This is a genomic window from Pseudaestuariivita atlantica, from assembly GCF_001205715.1.
In the GTDB taxonomy this organism is placed as follows: domain Bacteria; phylum Pseudomonadota; class Alphaproteobacteria; order Rhodobacterales; family Rhodobacteraceae; genus Pseudaestuariivita; species Pseudaestuariivita atlantica.
This window is the reverse complement of sequence record NZ_AQQZ01000001.1, coordinates 190932-210458: the sequence shown is the minus strand read 5'-3', so window position 1 is coordinate 210458 and position 19527 is coordinate 190932. Positions and strand designations below refer to the sequence as shown.

Annotated in this window: 21 protein-coding genes and 1 tRNA gene; 7 read left to right on the top strand and 15 right to left on the bottom strand. The window is 66.1% G+C overall.

What is annotated here, in order from left to right; genetic code table 11:
• Positions 1–143: 143 nt before the first annotated feature.
• The 13 genes from ATO11_RS01035 to ATO11_RS00975 all read right to left on the bottom strand — a co-directional run bounded on the left by ATO11_RS01035 (position 144) and on the right by ATO11_RS00975 (position 11798).
• Positions 144–1412, bottom strand: a complete 1269-nt coding sequence (locus ATO11_RS01035) for an ABC transporter permease (protein ID WP_050528975.1) — start codon at positions 1410–1412, stop codon at positions 144–146.
• Positions 1409–2188, bottom strand: a complete 780-nt coding sequence (locus tag ATO11_RS01030; RefSeq protein WP_423212693.1) for a taurine ABC transporter ATP-binding protein — start codon at positions 2186–2188, stop codon at positions 1409–1411. Before ATO11_RS01030 ends, ATO11_RS01035 begins: the two co-directional genes overlap by 4 nt.
• 129 nt (positions 2189–2317) lie before the next feature.
• Entirely contained in the window at positions 2318–3319 is a 1002-nt protein-coding gene (locus ATO11_RS01025) for a taurine ABC transporter substrate-binding protein (protein WP_050528974.1), read from the bottom strand.
• A 212-nt stretch (positions 3320–3531) separates the two neighbouring features.
• Positions 3532–4797 (bottom strand): glutamate-5-semialdehyde dehydrogenase, encoded by a 1266-nt coding sequence (locus ATO11_RS01020; protein WP_050529391.1) that lies wholly within the window; start codon positions 4795–4797, stop codon positions 3532–3534.
• A gap of 61 nt (positions 4798–4858) precedes the next feature.
• On the bottom strand, positions 4859–5965 hold the full coding sequence (gene proB / locus ATO11_RS01015) for a glutamate 5-kinase (RefSeq protein ID WP_050528973.1): 1107 nt from the start codon (positions 5963–5965) through the stop codon (positions 4859–4861).
• Entirely contained in the window at positions 5953–6990 is a 1038-nt protein-coding gene (gene obgE / locus ATO11_RS01010) for a GTPase ObgE (protein ID WP_050528972.1), read from the bottom strand. The genes proB and obgE overlap by 13 nt, the downstream gene beginning before the upstream one ends.
• A complete protein-coding gene (locus ATO11_RS01005) occupies positions 6987–8000 on the bottom strand; it encodes a GNAT family N-acetyltransferase (protein WP_207382925.1) in 1014 nt (337 codons plus the stop codon). Before ATO11_RS01005 ends, obgE begins: the two co-directional genes overlap by 4 nt.
• 8 nt (positions 8001–8008) lie before the next feature.
• The gene (locus ATO11_RS01000; RefSeq protein ID WP_050528970.1) at positions 8009–8545 is read right to left on the bottom strand and encodes a GNAT family N-acetyltransferase; all 537 of its coding nucleotides are present in this window, start codon (positions 8543–8545) and stop codon (positions 8009–8011) included.
• Positions 8542–9147, bottom strand: a complete 606-nt coding sequence (locus ATO11_RS00995; RefSeq protein WP_050528969.1) for a LysE family translocator — start codon at positions 9145–9147, stop codon at positions 8542–8544. Before ATO11_RS00995 ends, ATO11_RS01000 begins: the two co-directional genes overlap by 4 nt.
• Entirely contained in the window at positions 9144–9665 is a 522-nt protein-coding gene (locus ATO11_RS00990; protein ID WP_050528968.1) for a GNAT family N-acetyltransferase, read from the bottom strand. The genes ATO11_RS00995 and ATO11_RS00990 overlap by 4 nt, the downstream gene beginning before the upstream one ends.
• A gap of 84 nt (positions 9666–9749) precedes the next feature.
• Positions 9750–10019 carry a 50S ribosomal protein L27 gene (rpmA, locus tag ATO11_RS00985; RefSeq protein ID WP_050528967.1) on the bottom strand — a complete coding sequence of 90 codons (270 nt, stop codon included), beginning with the start codon at positions 10017–10019 and terminating at the stop codon, positions 9750–9752.
• 6 nt (positions 10020–10025) lie between these two features.
• Entirely contained in the window at positions 10026–10751 is a 726-nt protein-coding gene (locus ATO11_RS00980; protein WP_050528966.1) for a 50S ribosomal protein L21, read from the bottom strand.
• Positions 10752–10982: 231 nt separating this feature from the next.
• Positions 10983–11798 (bottom strand): DUF2059 domain-containing protein, encoded by an 816-nt coding sequence (locus ATO11_RS00975; RefSeq protein WP_050528965.1) that lies wholly within the window; start codon positions 11796–11798, stop codon positions 10983–10985.
• Between the two features lie 141 nt (positions 11799–11939).
• On the opposite strand from ATO11_RS00975, the gene ATO11_RS00970 reads away from it, so the two are divergent.
• Positions 11940–12029 (top strand) — tRNA-Ser (locus ATO11_RS00970).
• A gap of 84 nt (positions 12030–12113) precedes the next feature.
• On the opposite strand, the gene ATO11_RS00965 is transcribed toward ATO11_RS00970, so the two are convergent.
• On the bottom strand, positions 12114–13034 hold the full coding sequence (locus ATO11_RS00965) for an NAD-dependent epimerase/dehydratase family protein (RefSeq protein WP_050528964.1): 921 nt from the start codon (positions 13032–13034) through the stop codon (positions 12114–12116).
• Positions 13035–13230: 196 nt separating this feature from the next.
• The gene (gene hemN, locus ATO11_RS00960) at positions 13231–14589 is read right to left on the bottom strand and encodes an oxygen-independent coproporphyrinogen III oxidase (RefSeq protein ID WP_050528963.1); all 1359 of its coding nucleotides are present in this window, start codon (positions 14587–14589) and stop codon (positions 13231–13233) included.
• A 54-nt stretch (positions 14590–14643) separates the two neighbouring features.
• On the opposite strand from hemN, the gene fnrL reads away from it, so the two are divergent.
• The 6 genes from fnrL (at position 14644) to ccoP (ending at position 19450) form a co-directional block, all read left to right on the top strand.
• Complete coding sequence (gene fnrL, locus ATO11_RS00955; RefSeq protein ID WP_050528962.1) at positions 14644–15372, top strand: transcriptional regulator FnrL; 729 nt, start codon at positions 14644–14646, stop codon at positions 15370–15372.
• Between the two features lie 110 nt (positions 15373–15482).
• A complete protein-coding gene (locus tag ATO11_RS00950) occupies positions 15483–15905 on the top strand; it encodes a universal stress protein (RefSeq protein ID WP_050528961.1) in 423 nt (140 codons plus the stop codon).
• Between the two features lie 92 nt (positions 15906–15997).
• Positions 15998–17623: a cytochrome-c oxidase, cbb3-type subunit I gene (gene ccoN, locus ATO11_RS00945; protein ID WP_050528960.1), complete on the top strand. Its 1626-nt coding sequence runs from the start codon at positions 15998–16000 to the stop codon at positions 17621–17623.
• 13 nt (positions 17624–17636) lie between these two features.
• Positions 17637–18362, top strand: a complete 726-nt coding sequence (ccoO, locus tag ATO11_RS00940) for a cytochrome-c oxidase, cbb3-type subunit II (RefSeq protein WP_050528959.1) — start codon at positions 17637–17639, stop codon at positions 18360–18362.
• A gap of 10 nt (positions 18363–18372) precedes the next feature.
• Entirely contained in the window at positions 18373–18603 is a 231-nt protein-coding gene (locus ATO11_RS00935; RefSeq protein WP_082176114.1) for a cbb3-type cytochrome c oxidase subunit 3, read from the top strand.
• Entirely contained in the window at positions 18596–19450 is an 855-nt protein-coding gene (gene ccoP / locus ATO11_RS00930) for a cytochrome-c oxidase, cbb3-type subunit III (RefSeq protein ID WP_050528957.1), read from the top strand. The genes ATO11_RS00935 and ccoP overlap by 8 nt, the downstream gene beginning before the upstream one ends.
• The last annotated feature ends 77 nt before the right edge of the window (positions 19451–19527 follow it).

Here is a 19527-nt window from a genome sequence, read left to right as displayed (position 1 = left end):
AGGCGGACGCGGGCGGCGGTTGGTAGGTCATGGGTTTCACATGTCTCACATGTGGCAGCTTGGCACAGGCACTGCGCGTGACGCCATGAAAAAGACGACACGCGCAGGTCGGTTTCAGCCGTGAAGCCGCCGGGCGGCGCCGATCAGGCGCGGCCCTTCCACGGAACAAGGAAGCGCTCGGCCTGCCGCATCAGGATGTCGATGCCGTACCCGATCACGCCGATCAGGATGATGCCGACGATCACGATGTCCGTCAGGTTGAACCGCGAGGCGACCATGATCATCATGCCCGCGCCCTTTTCCGCCGCGACCAGTTCGGCGGCAACCACGGTGCCCCAGCAGACCCCCATCGCGACGCGCGCGCCGGTGAAGATCTCGGGCAGCGAGTTCGGCACGATCACGTAGCGCATCACCTGCCACTTGCTGGCACCCAGCGAATAGGCCGCGTGTACCTTGGAAATGTTCACGCCCGACACCCCCGCCCGCGCGGCGATCGCCATGATCCACAATGCGGCGAGGAACAGCAGGATGATCTTGGCGTCCTCCTCGATCCCGAACCAGATGATGACCAGCGGGATCAGGGCCAGCGGCGGCACGGGCCGCATGAATTCCACGATCGGGTCGAACCAGCCCCGGAACCAGTTGCTGAGACCCATCGCGTAGCCCAGCGGGATGCCGATCAGCGCCCCGAAGAAGAAGCCCACGACCACGCGGAAGAGCGACCAGCCAAGGTGTTCGAGCACCGTGAAGTTCTGGTAGCCCTCTTGCGTGAGGTCGATGAACCGCGCCCACACGGCCTCGGGCGATGGCAGCCAGATCGGCTCCATCTGCATGCCCTTGGCGGGGGTGAAGTTGATCGTGCCCTTATCAGTAATCGCGACGGTGCCGTTGGCGGTGCGCACGCGTTCGCCGGCCGAAATGGGCTTGCCGTCGATCGCGATGATCTTCGCACCGTCGGCCTTGCGCTTGGCCTCGTCGTTCTTGTCCCAGAGGATAAGACCGGACCGCCACGCCCCGATCAGGACGCTGTCGTTCTTGGCAAACCCGTCGCCGGGATCGACCTCGGGCGCGTCGGGCTTCTGGTCGACGGGATGCACGCGCACCGTGACAACCGCGTCGTCGGTGCCGGCAGGCCCCTCGGCGGTGTAGGCGAACGAGGTATCGCCCACGAACGGCCCCGGCATGTGCAGGAATTTCGGCAGCAGGGCCGACCCGGTGAACATGCCCCACAGCACGAACAGCGCCACGACCGAGATGATCGAGGCCCACCTGTCCGCGCGCACGGCGCTTTCATCGCCGAATGTCACGGTCTTGAGCGAGGTGAAGTCGCGCGGCTGGGTGCGCCGCACGATGAATTTCACGGCAAAGAAGGCGCCAACAAAGATGGCGACGTAGATCAGAAGGGGGATCATGCGCCTGCCTCCTCGGTCCGGCCCATGATTTCTTCTTCCATGTCCCAGATCATCGACAGGATCTCCTCGCGCTTGGGCCCGTAATCGGGATGCGTCTTGACCTCGCGCAGGTCCTTGCCCACGCCCAGATCGGCAAAGGGCAGACGGTATTCCTTGTGAATGCGGCCCGGACGCGGGGCCATGACCAGCAGGCGTTCGCCCAGCAGCAGAGCCTCTTCGACCGAGTGGGTGATGAGGATGATGGTCTTGCCCGTCTCTTTCCAGAGCTTCAGGACAAGGCCCTGCATCTTCTCGCGCGTCAGCGCGTCGAGCGCGCCGAGCGGTTCGTCCATCAGGATGACGTCGGGATCGTTGGCAAGGCAGCGGGCCAGTGCCACGCGCTGCTGCATGCCGCCCGACAGTTCATAGACCATCTTTTCCTTGAAATCCTGCAGGCCCACCACGTCGAGCAGGTGGTCCACCGTCTCGCGGCTTTCCGCCTTGGGGGCGCCCTTCATCTTGGGGCCGAAGCCCACGTTGTCGCGCACGCTCATCCATTCGAACAATGCGCCCTGCTGGAACACCATGCCGCGTTCGGCGGCGGGTCCCTCGACCCGGTCGCCGTTCAGGCGGATTTCGCCCGAGGTGGGGGCGAGAAAGCCCGCGACGATGTTCAGAAGGGTCGTCTTGCCGCATCCGGACGGGCCAAGAACGGACATGAGTTCCCCGCTCTGCAGCGTCAGGGACACGTCCTGCAACGCCTGCACGTAATCGCCGTTCGGCAGGTCGAAGCGCATCGAGATGTTGTCGATCACTAGGTCGGACACGGTGTCCTCATATGTTTCGGAGGTTGGCGCAGCGGCCCCGGACACGGCCCGGAGCGGGTGGGCGCGCGAGACCTCCCGCGCGCCCGTCGTCGTATCGGATCAGTTCGCGATCGCTTCGAGCGGACCGGTGTTGACTGCATTCTCGTAGGTGTCGAGAGCGCCGTCGATCGAGCCGGCCTGCACGAAGACGTCGGCGACGCCTTTCATGAAGGACTGGGCATTGCCGCCCAGCCAGCCCGCGCCCAGCTGGTCTGCCACGGTCGGGAAGGTGAAGGTCGAGATGGTTTCCATCGTCGCCTGTTCATCCATGCCCGCATCCTTTGCGATCACCGGCAGCATCTTGGCGTGGTTCGCCTCGTCCGCCCACATCGCGTTGGCGTCGGCGGTGACCTTGAGGAATGTCGCCATCACGTCGCCGTTCTCGGCCACGAAGCCCGCGGGCGCCGAGGTCACGTCGAACACCAGGATGCCCAGTTCGGTCTTCTCGTCGCCGGTCAGCAGGACGTTGCCGTGCTCTTTCATGCGGCGCAGCGAGCCGCCCCAGCCGCAGGCCATGTCGACGGCACCCTGTGCCAGCGCGGCCGCGCCTTCCGGCGGGTTCATGTTGACGATTTCCATCGACGCCGGATCAACGCCGAAATGTTCCATCTGCTTGAGGTAGCCGTAATGGGCCGCGGTGCCGAGCGGAACGGCGACCTTCTTGCCGGCCAGTTCCGACGCGCTGTCCTTGTCGATTTCCAGTGCCGAGGCGACGACGCAGTTGTCGTTGTCGGCATAGGACACGGCCACGTCGACGATCTGCAGGTCCTGTCCACCCGAGGTGGCGACCACGAAGGGCGGCAGACCCTGGCTGACCGAGATCTGGATGTCGCCCGAGGCCATCGCGGCGGACATCGCGACGCCCGAGTCGAACGCGCGCCAGTTGACTTTCATGCCCAGCGCTTCGTCGTACATGCCTTCGACCTTGGCGAACTGGAAGGGCATCGGCCATTCCAGGAAGTAGGCGACGGTAATCTCGCCATGCGCGTCAGCCGCGGCCATCTGCGCCGAAAGCGCCATCGCGGTGCCCGCGAGAAGCGCGGTCAGGTTTTTGCGTTTCATGAAGTTCTCCCTTTTTCATGCAGGCCGCCGCATTGTTGTTATCGGGCGACCGGCCGGCGCACGCATAGCGGAACCGGCGTCTGACATCTTTCCGTCACACGCCGCGAAAGGCAACAGGTTCGTGCGCAAATGGAAAGCGTCAGTTGGACCGGGTGCATGAGTCCAGACGCCGGATTGCCCGGAAAACGCGCCGCGAAACCGGCCCGTGCCCCTTATCCGCGCACCGTGCCGTCGCCGGTCACGAGGTACTTGAAGCTGGTGAGCTGGGCCGCGCCCACCGGCCCGCGCGCATGCATCTTGCCGGTGGCGATGCCGATCTCGGCCCCCATGCCGAATTCGCCGCCATCGGCGAACTGGGTCGAGGCGTTGTGCATCAGGATCGCGCTGTCGAGCCGCTGGAAGAAGCGGTCGGCGGTGGGCTGATCCTCGGTCAGGATGCAGTCGGTGTGGCTGGAGCTGTAGCGGTTGATATGCGCGATGGCACCGTCCACGTCATCGACGACGCGCGCCGACATGATCATGTCGAGGTATTCGCGTCCCCAATCGTCCTCACTCGCGGGCACCGTGCCCTCGATATGCGCCAGCCCCTCGTCCACGCGCATTTCGACGCCCCGGTCGATCAGGGCGCGGATGACGCCCTGCCCCAGCGTGTCCACCACGTCGCGGTGGATCAGCAGGCATTCGGCGGCACCGCAGATGCCGGTGCGGCGGGTCTTGGCGTTCAGCACCACGTCAAGCGTCTTCTGCGGATCGGCGGCCTTGTCGACATAGATGTGCACGATGCCTTCGAGATGGGCGAAGACCGGCACCCGCGCCTCGCGCTGGACAAGGCCGACAAGACCCTTGCCGCCGCGCGGCACGATCACGTCGATGTAGTCGGTCATGGTCAGCATCTCGCTCACCGCGGCGCGGTCGCGGGTGGGCACGCGCAGGATCGCGTCCTCGGGCAGGCCGGCGGCGCGGAGGCCCGCCTGCAGGCAGGCATGGATCGCGCCCGACGAATGGAAGCTTTCCGACCCGCCTCTCAGGATCACCGCGTTGCCCGATTTCAGGCACAGCGCGCCCGCATCCGCCGTCACGTTGGGTCGTGATTCGTAGATCACGCCGATCACGCCGAGCGGCGTGCGGACCCGGCGGATATGCAGTCCCGAGGGCCGGTCCCATTCGGCCAGCACCTCGCCCACCGGATCGTCCTGCGCCGCGACCGCGCGCAGGCCGTCGGCCATGGCGGCGATCCGGGGCCCATCCAGCATCAGCCGATCCATCATCGCCTCCGACAGCCCCTTGTCCCGGCCATAATCGAGGTCCTTTGCATTCGCGGCGAGGACCTCGTCGCTCCCTTGCGTGAGCGCCTCGGCGGCGGCGTCGAGCGCGGCGCGTTTCCGGTCGGCCGGGGCGAAGGCGAGGATTGCCGCGGCGGCCTTGGCGCGCTGGCCGAGGTCGGCCATCAGGGCGGGGATGTCGCTGAGATCTTTCATCGGGTGGTCCTCGTGGCGCGGGAGGGAGCCTCCGGCGGACATATTTGTAAAGAGAAGAAGCCTAGAAAGCGAGATCGTCGCGATGGATGAGCGCGGCGCGGCCGGGATAGCCCAAGAGCGCCTCGAACCGGGAGGAGTGCTGGCCCTGGATGCGGGCGGCCTCGTCGGAGGTGTAGCGGGTAAGGCCTTGCCCGAGGCCCTGCCCGTCGGGGCCGAGCACCGCGACCGGGTCACCGCGTTCGAAGCTGCCGTCGATCCGGGTGACGCCAGTGGGCAGGAGCGATTTGCCGGAGGAGAGCGCGCGGACGGCGCCCGCGTCGAGGTGCACGCCGCCGCGCGGTTTCATCGCCGCGATCCATGCCTTGCGGGCCGAGGCCGGGTCTGTCTGCGGCGTGAACCATGTGACCGGGGCGCCTGTTTCCAGCGCGGCAAGGGCATGGTCTGGGGTGCCCAGCGCGATGGCCATGGCGCAGCCTGCCGCCGTGGCCGTCTTGGCCGCCATCAGCTTGGTCTTCATCCCGCCCTTGGACAGGCCCGAGCCGGCGTCACCCGCCATCGCCTCGATCGCCGGGGTGATGCGGTCGACCGTGTCGAAGCGTTTGGCGTTGGGGTTGGTGGCGGGGTTGGCGGTGTAGAAACCGTCCACGTCGGACAGCAGGATGAGGTGATCGGCGCCGACGGTGACCGCGATCTGGGCTGCCAGCCTGTCATTGTCGCCGAACCGGATTTCGTCGGTGGCGACGGTGTCGTTCTCGTTCACGATGGGCACGACGCCCAGCGACAGGAGCTGGCCCAGCGTGGCGCGCGAGTTGAGGTAGCGGCGGCGGTCGGCGCTGTCTTCGAGCGTGACGAGGACCTGCGCCGTCTTCAGCCCGTGCAGGCCCAGCGCATCCTCGTAGGCGCGGGCGAGCCGGATCTGGCCCACCGCCGCCGCGGCCTGCGATTGTTCGAGCGGCAGCGTGTCGGAGCCGAGGCCAAGCACGCCCCGGCCCAGCGCGATGGAGCCGGACGAGACGATCACCACGTCCGTGCCGCGCGCGCGGATCGCGGCGACATCGGCGGCAAGGGCGGTCAGCCAGGCGTCGCGCAAAGCGCCCGTATCGCGGTCAACAAGTAGGGCCGAGCCGATCTTGACGACGACGCGGCGGGCCTCGCTCAGGGGTGCCACGGCGTGTCCTCCCCGCCATCGGGGCGTTCGGCGCGGCGTTCGGTATCGATCACGCGGCGCAGCGCGCGCAGGACCTCGGGCACGCCCTGCCCCGACACGCCCGACATCACCATCACCTCGCCGCCCGAGGCCTCGGCCACTTCGGCGCGCTGCATCTCGGTCAGTTCGTCGTCGAGCGCGTCGATCTTGTTCAGCACCGTGATGCGCGGCTTGGTGGCGAGGTCGCCGCCATAGGCTTCAAGCTCGGTGATGATGGTGCGGTAGTCGGCGGCGGGGTCATCCACGGTGCCGTCGACCAGGTGCAAGAGCACGGCGCAGCGTTCCACGTGGCCGAGGAAGCGGTCGCCGATGCCGCGGCCTTCATGCGCGCCTTCGATCAGGCCGGGGATGTCGGCCACCACGAACTCGGTATTGTCGATGCCCACCACGCCGAGGTTGGGGTGCAGCGTGGTGAAGGGGTAATCGGCGATCTTGGGCCGCGCGTTCGAGGTCGCGGCAAGGAAGGTCGACTTGCCCGCGTTGGGCAGGCCCAAAAGACCCACATCGGCGATCAGTTTCAGCCGCAGCCACAGCGTGCGGTCAACCCCCGGCTGGCCGGGATTGGCGTGGCGCGGGGCCTGGTTGGTCGAGGTCTTGAAATGCAGGTTGCCGAAGCCGCCATTGCCGCCGCGCGCCAGCAGGACGCGGTCGCCCACGTTGACGAGGTCGGCGATCACGGTTTCCTCGTCCTCGTCGAGGATTTCCGTCCCGGCGGGCACTTTCAGCACGATGTCGTCGCCCGAGGGGCCGGTGCGGTTCTGGCCCATGCCGGGCCGACCATTGTCGGCGAACCAGTGCTGCTGGTAGCGGAAATCGATCAGCGTATTCAGGCCTTCGACCGCCTCGGCCCAGACCGAACCGCCCTTGCCGCCGTCACCGCCATCTGGCCCGCCGTATTCGATATACTTCTCGCGCCGGAAGCTGACCGCTCCGCCGCCGCCCGATCCGGAGCGGATATAGACCTTGCAGAGGTCGAGAAATTTCATGTGGCGGCCTCGAATGCGTTGCGGGTCAGGCGATAGAGCCAAATGGGCGCAGGCTCAACCCGCGCGGCGGATGTGCCCATGCCCGTGCCGGTCCGTTCGAACCCGATGGAGCGCAGGATGTGGTCGGAGGCCGGGTTGTCGGTGAAGACGTCCGCCGTCAGCGAAGCGAGCCCGAAGCGCGCGAACAGGTTGGCGCAGAAGGCCACCATCGCCGCGCGGCCATATCCCTGCCCCTGAGCCGCCGGGTCGAGGAAGTAGAACACGTCGGGCGCGTCACCCGCATCCACGCCGACGGACCCGATCAGCCTGTCATCCGCGTAGACCCCCAGGCGAAACGGCGGGGCCGACGCGTCACAGGTAGCCGCGATGAACTCCCCGGCCTCCGCCGTGGTCCAGTCGGGCGGGAACCTGAACAGCATGCGGCCCACCGATGCCTGGGTCACGATGTCCCGCAATGCCTCGGCATCCGTGCTTTGCATGGGGCGCAGCACCAGCGGCCCCGCCGTCAGCGCCACGGGGGTGCGCGCGGTCCAATCGTCACGGGTCAACCGCATCCCGCGCGACACGACATCGTCGCCCACGTACTCGGCTTTGCGCGGCGTGTCTTGCCCGGTGTAGGAAAATCCCAGCTTGACCAGCACACGCTGTGACCGGGAGTTGCCATAGGCATGGCTGCTTGGGATCACCGTGCCATTGCGGCGATGGAAGAAATCGTCGAGCGCCGCCGCGCTTGCCTCCCCGGCATAGCCGCGCCCCCAGACGCGCGGGGTGAACCAGAACCCCAACTCGTGCCCGGCGTTCACGACACCCACCGGCCCGCTGTCATCCTCTACAAGCCACACCGGCTGGTCGGCCACGCGGGCGATGAATGCCTGCGCGTCCGGCAGGCCGTAGGGATGCGGCATGGTCAACAGCCACCGTGCCACCAGCGGGTCATCCGCGATCCTGCGCAGCGCCGCCCCGTCGGCGGGCACGGGTCGGCGCAGAACCAGCCGACGGGTTTTCAGCACCGGAAGGGTCACATCTGTCTCAGGTAGGTCCAGGTGGGGACGTTTGCGGCACGGGCCACGCAATAGACCTCGGCATCGCCGATATAGGCGAAACCGCAATCGGTCAGCACCTTGGCAGAGACGGGATTGTCCTGGAACACCGACCCGAACACCGTCTTGCACCCCTGCGGGTTGGTATCGAGCAGCGCGTCGAGCCCTGCCCGCGTCACGCCCTTGCCCCAGAAGGCGGGCGCGACCCAGTAGCCGATCTCGGACTGGTCGTCCGACAGGCGTTCCAGCGACATCAGCCCCATCACCTCGGGCCCGCCGGTGCGGGTGCCGTCGAGGACCCAGACATCCTCGGTCCGGTCCCCGCTCAACGCGCGGACAAGGAATGCCTCGGTCGCGCCGGGCGGCAGGGGATGGGGGATCGACGTGGTCATCATCGCGATGCGCTGGTCGGACCCGTAATGCGAAATCAGCCCCGCATCGGAATGGCGCACCGGGCGCAGGTCGAACCGGTCGGTTTCGATCACCGGTTGCGCGGTCATGGTTGCAGCTGTCATGGGGTCTCTCCTCCCGCCAGCAGAACGTTGAGAACTGAAAGAACGATGAGCACCGCAAGCCCGACCATCAGGGCGCGTTCGTACCGCGTGCCCGCGACGGTGCGCGCAAGGCGGTCGCCGAAATAGGCCCAGACCGGGTGCAGCACCAGTTGCACGGCAAGGAACCCGGCGGCGACGGTCGCGGTGGCGATCAGTGCGGGTGTCGCCGGATCGACGAAGCCGGTAAAGGCCGTCAGGATCATCGCCCAGGCCTTGGGGTTGAGCGGGTGCACGGCGAGACCGGCCATCAGGCCGGGCGAGCGCCCCCCCGCCCCGGGTGCCAGACGCGTGAAGGCCACGCGCCACGCGAGCCAGCAGATATAGGCGACGGCCGCCCATTTCAGCGCCTCGAACACCGCCGGATACCGCGCCAGCACGCTCATCACGCCGAACCCGATGGGCCAGATGATCAGCTGCTTGCCCAACGCCACGCCCGCCACGAAGGGCAGCGCCCGGCGGAACCCCTGCGCCGCACCCGTCGCCAGAAGCGCCATGTTGGCCGGACCCGGAGAGCCCACCTGCGCGGCGGCGAAGACAAGGAAAGAGCCCAGGGCGACGCTCATGCCAAACCCTCCCACGCGTCGCGGGTCAGGCGGTAATTGGTCTGCGGCAGGTCCTCGCCCCGTGCCCGGCAGAACCCGGTGCAGGCGCCCTCGGCGCGGACGAAGCCCAGCTTTTCCAGCACCCGGACCGAGGCGGGATTGCCTTCGAACACGCAAGCCGAGACCTCTCCCGCATCCTTGGTCCGTTCGAAATACGCCCGCAGCATCAGCCGTGCGGCGCGCGTCGTGATGCCCTGCCCCCACGCCCTGCGCGCCAGCCAGTACCCGATCCGCCCGTCCACCCGCATCGTTCCGACGCAGGCACCCTGCCACTCGATCACGCCGGCGTCGGGCCAGAGCGGCGAGCCATCCTCGTTGGCCAGCTTCACGTCGGCCTCGGCGAAGGGATGGGGGATGCCCGCCGTCCACTTCGCGACCTCGAAATCGCCAAGACCCGCGACAATCGCGGGCACATCACCCGGCGTCGCCGGGCGCAGACGCAACGCGCCATCCTGAAGGACCTCAATGGGATGGGTCATGGCCCACCTCGCAAATTAAAAATGAAAAAGGGACCGGCGGTGTCGCCGATCCCTTTCAAGAAAACCCTAAATCGGGGGTTCGGCTTACTCGGCAGCCTCCGCCATTGGGAGAACCGAAATATACGTGCGGCCCTTGAAACCCTTGCGGAAGGTCACGGCGCCTTCTTCGGTCGCGAAGATGGTGTGATCCTTGCCCTGGCCCACGCCATCGCCCGGCCAGAACTTGTTGCCGCGCTGGCGCACGATGATGTTGCCGGGGATCGCATGCTGACCACCGAAGAGTTTCACGCCAAGGCGACGACCGGCAGAGTCGCGCCCGTTCCGGGATGAACCGCCTGCTTTCTTGTGTGCCATGAGGTCTTACTCCGCTTCCTTGGCGAACTCGGCCGCCTGTTCAATCCAGTTGTCCCGCTCGATCCGGCCCTTGAAGGACAGACGATCATCCATATAGGCAATCTCGTCCGAACCCCAAGCCGCGATCTGGTCGAAGTGGAACACGCCGTTCTCGTGCAGCAGGCCTTCGAGCTTCGGACCCACGCCCGAAATCTTCTTCAGGTCGTCCGGCTTGCCGCCGCGCGCTTCGGTCAGCAGGTTGGCGGGCTTGGTGCCTTCGCTGTCCGCTGCCGGCGCGGCCTCGGCCTTCTTCTCGGCCTTGGGGGCCTCGGCCTTCTTCTCGGCTTTCTTGGCGGGCTTCTTCGCCTCGGTCGCGGCGACGGCCACGGCTGCGACCGAACCCGCGCCGATGGCGGCCTTCACGCCGGTCTTGTCACCGCCCGATGCGAGGATCTCGGTGATCCGCACCATGGTCAGTTGCTGGCGGTGGCCCTTCGTGCGCTGTGAGCCGTGCTTGCGGCGGCGCTTGACGAAGTGGATGACCTTGTCGCCCTTGACCTGGTCCACGACCTCGGCCTGCACAGCGGCGCCGTCGACCACGGGCGTGCCCACGGTGACCTTGTCACCGCCCAGCATCAGGATCTCGTTGAATTGCACGGTTTCACCCGCATCCGCGGCAAGCTTCTCGATCTGCAGCGTGTCGCCGGATTGCACCCGGTACTGCTTCCCGCCGGTCTTCATGACTGCGAACATGTCGCGTCTCCTGTGTCTTTCGCGTCCCGAGGCACCGGTTCCGGTTTTCTGCGGGGGCTGTTTCGCGCGCCCCGCGCCATGGTAACAGCGCACGCCCTTCCGGCGTGTCATTGAAACGAGCCCGCGCAATGCGGCAGACGCCATCCAAAGTCAAGAGCCTTCCGGCGTGTCCCGCGACAAACCCGCAATCAGGGCCACGGTGTTTCTCGTCCGGGGCCCGTCGTGCGCGGACTACAGGTCCTGCACCTGCATCTCGCGCGCGATGGCGCGGCCCAGCGCATAGGAAATGTCGGAATACATCGCGTCGAACCCGGCAAAGAGCGCCCGGTTCAGCGCCATGCCCGCCTTGGTCGCCGACAGGTCGATGTAATCCTGCAGGACGTCATCCTCGACCGGCTTGTAGGCCAGCAGCAGGAAGCCGTAGACCCATTCGCGCGTGTCGCTGCGGGTCTCTTCCTCCTGCTCCCACACGTCGCGCAGGATGTCCTCGTCGCCAAGGTCCAGCGCCCCGCCATCGACGAGGCCCTGGTAGAAGACGATGTTGGAGTTGAGCGCGCCGACCACATTCGAATCCACGAGGTCGTTGACCTCTACGAACTCGGTGATCTGTCGGAAACGGTCGTCGGGGTTTTCCTCGGCGGCGTGGAAGGCGTCCTTCGCCGCTTCCTCGACCGCCTCGTCCATCATCGCCGCCCGCGCCGACAGTTCGAGCGAGATCAGCTGCCGCCCGCCGGGGCTTTCGAAGAAGTCGATCAGCGGCGTGATGTCGGTGCCGTCGATCGCCTCGGCGAAATTGACGCGCACCGTCTGTGTCATGCGGTCGGTGTCATAGATGCGCGCGACCGCCGCGCGCCAGCTTTCATCGGGGCCGCCGGGCACCATCTGCGCGGCCAGTTCGTCACCATAGGCAAGCCCCTCGTCGCGCATGATCGCCACGATCCCGTCCACACCCATCGCGTCGAGCAGCCGGTCCGGCAGGGACGGCTCGGACCATGCGAGCCCCGGCACGACGGCAAGGGACAGGGCGGCGAATGTGGCGCGGATCATGCGGGGCTCCGATTGGACGCGGGGTCATGGAGGAGGTAGCTTCTCGCCATGCGTATTCCAAGGCCCGGCAGGCGCGACAGGGGCGTTTTCGGCTTGCAGAGGCGGAAACCCACCGCTAAACGACCGCCACCAGACCCCCGCGGAGAGGTGCCGGAGTGGTCGAACGGGGCGGTCTCGAAAACCGTTGTGGGTGCAAGCCCACCCAGGGTTCGAATCCCTGTCTCTCCGCCACTATCCCGAAAAATCCTGCTTCATCAGCGCCTTGCGAGGCGATGTTGATGTTCTTTTTGCCCCGGCCCCGGTCGCTGGTCGACCCTAGGCCCTGGCCAGCCCCGCCGCTTCGAGGATCTCCCGCACCCCGTCATGCAGCGAAATCGTCGGCGTCCAGCCCAGCACCTCGCGGGCGCGGGTCGTGTCGAGCTGGGCAAAGCCGGGCTCGGTGCCGCTTTCGACGAATTCCAGCGCCAGTTCGCGGCCGCTCAATTCCTGCACCAGCGCGATCAGGTCGTTGATCGAGGTGCCCTGCCCAGTGCCGATGTTCACGATGCCCGATCCGCCGACCTTGATCGCGGCCTCGATGGCGCCGCGCACGTCGATGACGTTGACGTAGTCGCGCTGCATCTCGCCCGAACCGAAGACGCGGAAGGGCGTGCCGGTATCCATCGCGCTGACCATGGTGGGGATCACGCCGAAACCGGGCTTGATCGGCTGGCCGAGGCCATAGGCGTTGGTCACCCGCAGGATCGTCGCCTCGAGCGTGGTTTGCGCGGCGGCCTGCAGGTGCATCTCGACGATGGCCTTTTCCAGCCCGTACTCGGTTTGCGGGCTGCACAGGTGGGTTTCGTGGATCACCGCCTCGGACGTCGTGCCATAGACCGCGCCGCCCGACGACAGCAGGATGTAATGCGCGCGGCTGCCCGCGTTGATCAGTCCGTCGATGATCCGCAGGTGCGGCCGGATCCGCAGGTTGATGTCGCGCGTCTGCACCATTCGCCCGCGCCCGCGCGACACCAGGTCGACGATGACATCGGCGTCGCTCAGCCACTTGATGTCGACGGCTTCGAGGTCTTCGATTAGAACCGGCGCCGGAAGCCCGTCGATGTCGGGCGATGGCGTGGCGTGCCGCCTGACCCAGTGCAGGTCGACATCCGCCCGTCCCGAAAGGGCGCGCAGGACATGGGCCCCGATGAAGCCGGACCCGCCCAGCACCACGATTTTCAAAGTCTTGCCCGCCATTGCAAATGATCGTCCTGAAAAAAATCCATCACGTCCGCGCCGTGGCGCAGTTCGCATGTCGCTGGATATAAAGGGAGTTGCAAGCCTTGGCGATGCTCAAAATACCTCCGCGCCCCGCAACGCGACGGCCCTGCCAAGGAATTGGCCACGTGCGATGGCCCTTTCCCGTGTCGCGGGAGCCGGGCGTTGCAAGGGATCAGACGGCGAGGCTGTGGATGCCGGGGCGCGTGCCGCTTGTGTCCAGCCGCGCGGCCAGAAGCCGTGCCAGCGGTTCCAGTCCGGGCCTCAGGCGCAATTGCCCGCCCGTGCGCTCCAGCGCGCCGGGAAAGGTGCGGTCGAGGTCCAGAAGGCGCGCGCGCAGGTCGCCGGTGAAGGACGGATAGGTTTCGGCCATGTGGCGGGGGTCGATCGCGCCGTCGCACATCAGGCTTGAGATCAGCGCCCGCACGAACCGGTCCTGCCCGGACAGGACAAGCCCCTTGTGGCCCGCCAGCCCGCCCGCGCCGATCCGCTGGTTGTAGGCAGAGGTCGGGACCGCGTTCTGGCTGTAGCCCTGCGGGAAACTCGATATCGCCGAAGCACCAAGACCGATCAGCGTGTCGCAGGGATCGTCGGTATAGCCCTGGAAATTGCGCTTCATCCGGCCGTTTCGCGCGGCCACGGCAAGGCTGTCACCGGGACGCGCGAAATGGTCGATGCCAAGCGCGTCGAACCCCCAGGTAACCAGCTGGTCGCGCGCGATTGCCGACATCTTGTAGCGGCGTTCGGGGTCCGGCAGGGCGACGCTGGGTATCATCACCTGCCGCTTGCTCATGTGCGGGACATGGGCATAGCCGTAAAGCGCCAACCGGTCCGGCGACAGCGTCACCACCTGTTTCAGCGTCGCCAGCAATCCAAGCGAGGTCTGGTAGGGCAACCCGTACAGAAGATCGACGTTCAAGCTGCGCACGCCGTTGCGCCGCAGGCGCGTGATCACGTCCTGCGTCACCCCGAAACCCTGCTCGCGCCCGATGGCCTTCTGCACGCGGGGGTCGAAATCCTGCACGCCGACGCTGGCGCGCGTCATGCCCTTCTCCGCCAGCGCGTCGAGCACGTCCTGCGCTGCCTCGGTCGGGTCTATCTCGACCGAGAACTCGAACTCGGGACTGCGGGCGAACACGGCGTCGATCCGGTCGATGAGCCGCGTCATCATGTCCCCGCTCAGAAGCGTCGGCGTTCCTCCGCCAAGGTGCAGCCGCGCCATCGGCGGGCGCGCCTCGCCCAGTGCCCCGGCGACCAGGTCGATTTCGCGGAACAGCACGTCAAGATAGGCCTCGACAGGTGCCAGCGTCTTGGTGCCTTGCGTCCGGCAGGCGCAGAACCAGCAGAGCCGCCGGCAGAACGGGACGTGGACGTAGACCGACACGGGCTTGTCCTGCGGCACCGCCCGCAACCAGTTGCCCTGATTCTGGGCACCGACATCCGGTTCGAACCGGTTCGCGGGCGGATAACTGGTGTAGCGCGGGACCTTGGCGTCAAAAAGCCCGAAGCGTCTGAGTGTGTTTGCGTGATCCATGACACAAGGCTATGCTCGGGTTTTTCGGGCAACCTTGATCTGGGTCAATCATCCATGACTTTTGTGTTCAACGAACGGGACGGATGCGGCAAATGCCCGATCCGGCATCGCGCCATCTGCGCCCGTTGCGACGACGAAGAGATGGAGTTGCTCGAAAAGACCAAGTCCTACGTCACGTTCGAGGCGGGCCAGACCATCGTCTGGCGCGGCGACACCCTTAAATACTTCTCGTCCGTCGTGCTTGGCATCGCGTCGCTGTCGCGCACGCTGGAAGACGGGCGCACCCAGATGGTGGGCCTTTTGCTGCCCTCCGACTTCATCGGCAGGCCGGGGCGCGAGACGGTGGATTTCGACGTGACCGCCGTGACCGATGTCACCCTCTGCCGGTTCGAGCGTAAACCGTTCGAGCGGCTGGTCGAGGACCTGCCGCACCTGTCGCACCGCGTCATGGAGATGGCGCTTGATGAGTTGAGCGCGGCGCGGGAGTGGATGGTGCTTCTGGGTCGCAAGACCGCGCGCGAAAAGATTGCGACCTTCATCGAGATGATCGTGCGCCGCGACACCGTGCCGACGCATGACGCCCCGCGCCACGTCCTGCCGCTGACGCGCGAGGAGATCGCGAATTTCCTCGGCCTGACGATCGAAACGGTGAGCCGCCAGCTTTCGCTGATGAAAAAGGACGGGATCATCACCTTCAGCGACCGCCGCAGCTTTGTCATCAACGACCTTGCGGCGCTTCAGGACGCGACCGGCGACGATGCCGATGGCGGCGTGATCATCTGACGGCGCGCGCCTTTGCGGGCGCGGCAGGCAAACATCCGCAAACTTGACCCAAATCAAGGTATGCCGCGCGGGATTCGGCGATTCTTGCACCAGACTGCAAGGAGATCGTCATGTACCCTCATATCCTCGTTCCTGTTGACCTCGCCGATACCGAGAAAGTCAAACGGTCCGTTGCCACGGCGCGGGCGCTGCTCGCGCCGCAAGGCAAGATCACGCTTCTGAATGTGGTTGCCCCCTTCCCCACCAGCATCGATGTCTACGTCCCCGCCGATATCGTCACTCAGGCGTTCGAGAACGCCAAGACCAAGCTTGCCGCCCTGTCCCAGGAAATAGGCATCAAGGATGCGGTGACCCTGCAGGGCGGGGTCGGACGCAGCATCGTCGACTGGGCGGACGAACATGCGGTGGACTGCATCGTGATCCCGTCCCACCAGCCGGAGCTGTCCGACATCCTTCTGGGATCGACCGCGGCATGGGTTGTGCGCCACGCGCAATGCTCGGTCCATGTCCTGCGCAAGCGCGCCGCGGATTGATCCAGATCAAGGCGGGCCGACCCCGGCCCGCGATACCTCCCACCCAGACTGGAAGATTTTTGCGCGTTCGGCGCGGATGAAGGGAACCGGCCATGGCCATCGTCAAACTGATATTACTGGGTCTGATCGCGCTGTTCGCGGCGCTTGCGACCGACCTTGGCCAGGACCTGGCCTATCGCGTTCACGCGGTCATCATCTTCGTGGTGGCGGTGGGCCTGTTCATCCGCGAATTGCGCAACGTGGGCGAACCCGCCGCGCCGGTTCCGACCGACCAGTATAACGACGACGTCGTGCGCGCCGGCGTGATCGCGACCGCCTTCTGGGGCATCGCGGGCCTGACCGTGGGCGTGCTGATCGCGCTGCAACTGACCTTCCCGGTGCTCAACTTCGACTGGGCGCAACCCTTCGGCAATTTCGGGCGCCTTCGGCCGCTGCACACGTCGGCAGTGATCTTTGCCTTCGGAGGCAACGCGCTGATCGCGTCGTCGATCTATATCGTGCAGCGCACGTCGCGCACGCGCCTTTACGGCGGCAACCTCGTCTGGTTCGTCTTCTGGGGCTACCAGCTGTTCATCGTGCTGGCGGCGACCGGCTACCTGCTGGGCGCCACGCAATCCAAGGAATATGCCGAACCGGAATGGTACGTCGACATCTGGCTGACACTTGTCTGGGTCGCCTACCTCGTCGTCTTCCTCGGCACCATCATCAACCGGCGCGAGCGGCACATCTACGTCGCCAACTGGTTCTTCCTCGCCTTCATCATCACCGTCGCGATGCTGCACGTGGTCAACAACCTCGCCGTGCCGGTGAGCATCTGGGGCTCGAAATCCGTCCAGCTGTTCGGCGGCGTGCAGGATGCCATGACGCAATGGTGGTACGGCCACAACGCCGTGGGCTTCTTCCTGACCGCGGGCTTCCTCGGCATGATGTACTACTACGTGCCCAAGCAGGCGAACCGCCCGGTGTACAGCTACAAGCTGTCGATCGTGCACTTCTGGGCGCTGATCTTCCTCTATATCTGGGCCGGTCCGCACCACCTGCACTATACCGCGCTGCCCGACTGGGCCTCGACCCTCGGCATGGTTTTCTCGGTCATCCTGTGGATGCCGTCCTGGGCGGGCATGATGAACGGGCTGATGACGCTGAACGGCGCGTGGGACAAGATCCGCACCGACCCGATCATCCGCTTCCTCGTGGCCAGCCTTGCCTTCTACGGCATGTCGACCTTCGAAGGGCCGATGATGTCGATCCGCGCGGTGAACTCGCTGTCGCACTACACCGACTGGACCGTGGGCCACGTGCATTCCGGCGCGCTGGGTTGGAACGGCATGATCATCTTCGCGATGATCTACTTCCTGACGCCCCGCCTGTGGAACCGCGGCGCGATGTATTCCAACGCCGCGATGAACTGGCACTTCTGGCTCGCCATGATCGGCATCGTCCTCTACGCGGCGTCGATGTGGGTGTCGGGCATCATGGAAGGCCTGATGTGGCGCGAGGTCGATGACCAGGGCTTCCTCGTCAACTCCTTCGCCGACACCGTCAGCGCCAAGTACCCCATGTACCTCGTGCGCAGCCTCGGCGGCATCCTCTACCTCGCCGGTGCCGGGATCATGTGCTGGAACATGTGGATGACGATCCGGGGTTACGCCCGCGTCAGCCAGCCCGTCGCACAAATGACCCCGCCCGCGGGCGCAACCGCCGCACCGGCCGAATAAGGAGCTTCGACCAATGGCCCTCATCGACAAACACGTCGTCCTCGAACGCAGCCCCTCGCTCCTGCTGGCCTTCTCGCTCACCGTGGTGACGATCGGCGGGATCGTAGAAATCGCGCCGCTCTTCTGGCTGGAGAACACGATCGAGGAGGTGGACGGCATGCGCCCCTACTCCCCGCTCGAACTGGCCGGGCGCGACATCTACATCCGCGAAGGCTGCTACGTCTGCCACAGCCAGATGATCCGCCCCATGCGGGACGAGGTCGAACGCTATGGCCCCTACTCGCTGGCCGCCGAAAGCATGTATGACCACCCGTTCCAGTGGGGGTCGAAACGCACCGGGCCGGACCTGGCCCGCGTGGGCGGGCGGTATTCCAACGAATGGCAACTCGCCCACCTGATCGACCCGCAATCGGTCGTGCCGGAAAGCATCATGCCGGGCTACGGCTTCTTGCTGAACGCCAGCCTCGACGGCGACGATATCGGCGACCTGATGCGTACGCACCGCATCGTCGGCGTGCCCTACACAGACGAGCAGATCGCGAACGCCGCGTCCGATTTCCGGGTGCAGGCCGATCCCGATGCCGACTGGGACGCCATGGTCGAGCGCTATCCCGGCGCCGCCATTGGCAACTTCGACGGCCAGCCACAGGTGACCGAGATGGATGCGCTGATCGCCTACCTGCAGATGCTCGGCACGCTGGTCGATTTCTCGACCTTCGTGCCGGATGCGAGCCGCTGAGGAGCAGACGATGGAAACCTATTCGACACTCCGCGCCTTCGCCGACAGCTGGTTCCTGATCGCGATGGTCGCCTTCTTCCTCGGCACGTGGGTCTATGCCTTCTGGCCATCCCTCAAATCCTCCCGTGACGCCGCCGCGTCGATCCCCTTCCGGGACGACGAGACCGGCACCGGTTGCACCGGGTCCTGCGAGACCTGCACCTGCAACACCGACATTTCCAAGGAGCTCCGCAATGGATAAGCCCCGCGTTGACAAGCTGACCGGTCGCGAGACCATGGGTCACGATTTCGACGGCATCGAGGAGTTGAACACGCCGATGCCGCGGTGGTGGCTCATCACCTTCTACCTCACCATCATCTGGGGCGTGGCCTACACCATCGCCTACCCGGCATGGCCCATGATCTCGGGCGCGACGGCGGGGCTTCTGGGCTATTCCACCCGCGCCGAGGTGGCCGAGCAGATCGCACGCCACGATGCCGCGAACGCGGATCTGACAGAGGCGCTGCTGGCCGTCGATCTGGCGGCGCTCGAACCCCAGGCCGACGTGCACCGCTATGCCGTGGCGCGTGGCGGCGCGGTGTTCCGCGCCCAGTGCAGCCAGTGCCACGGCGCGGGTGCTGCGGGCGGGCCGGGTTATCCCAACCTGCTCGACAACGACTGGCTCTGGGGCGGTGACCTGACCAACGTCGCGTTCTCGGTCCGCCACGGCATCCGCAACGATACCGACACGGATGCCCGCTGGTCGCAGATGCCCGCCTTCGGCGAAATCCTCTCGCCGGAAGAGATCGAATCGCTTGCCGATTTCATCCCCACACTGCCCGTTATCGGAGGAGAACGCGGCGGTGGGGCCACCCTGTTCGCGGAGAATTGCGCGTCGTGCCACGGAGCCAACGGCACCGGCGACCGCGAACAGGGTGCGCCCAACCTTGCAGACGCGATCTGGCTGTACGGCGGAGACCGCGACAGCCTGATCGAAACGATCACCTATTCCCGCTTCGGCGTGATGCCCGCCTGGGGGCAGCGGCTGAGTGAAGAGGACGTGCGGGCGGTCTCCACCTACGTGCACAGCCTCGGCGGCGGTGAATAGGCAAACTTGACGCAGATCAAGGTACCCGGCTTCGGCCCATCCTAGGGTCACCTTGCAATTCAGGGTGACCCGTTTTC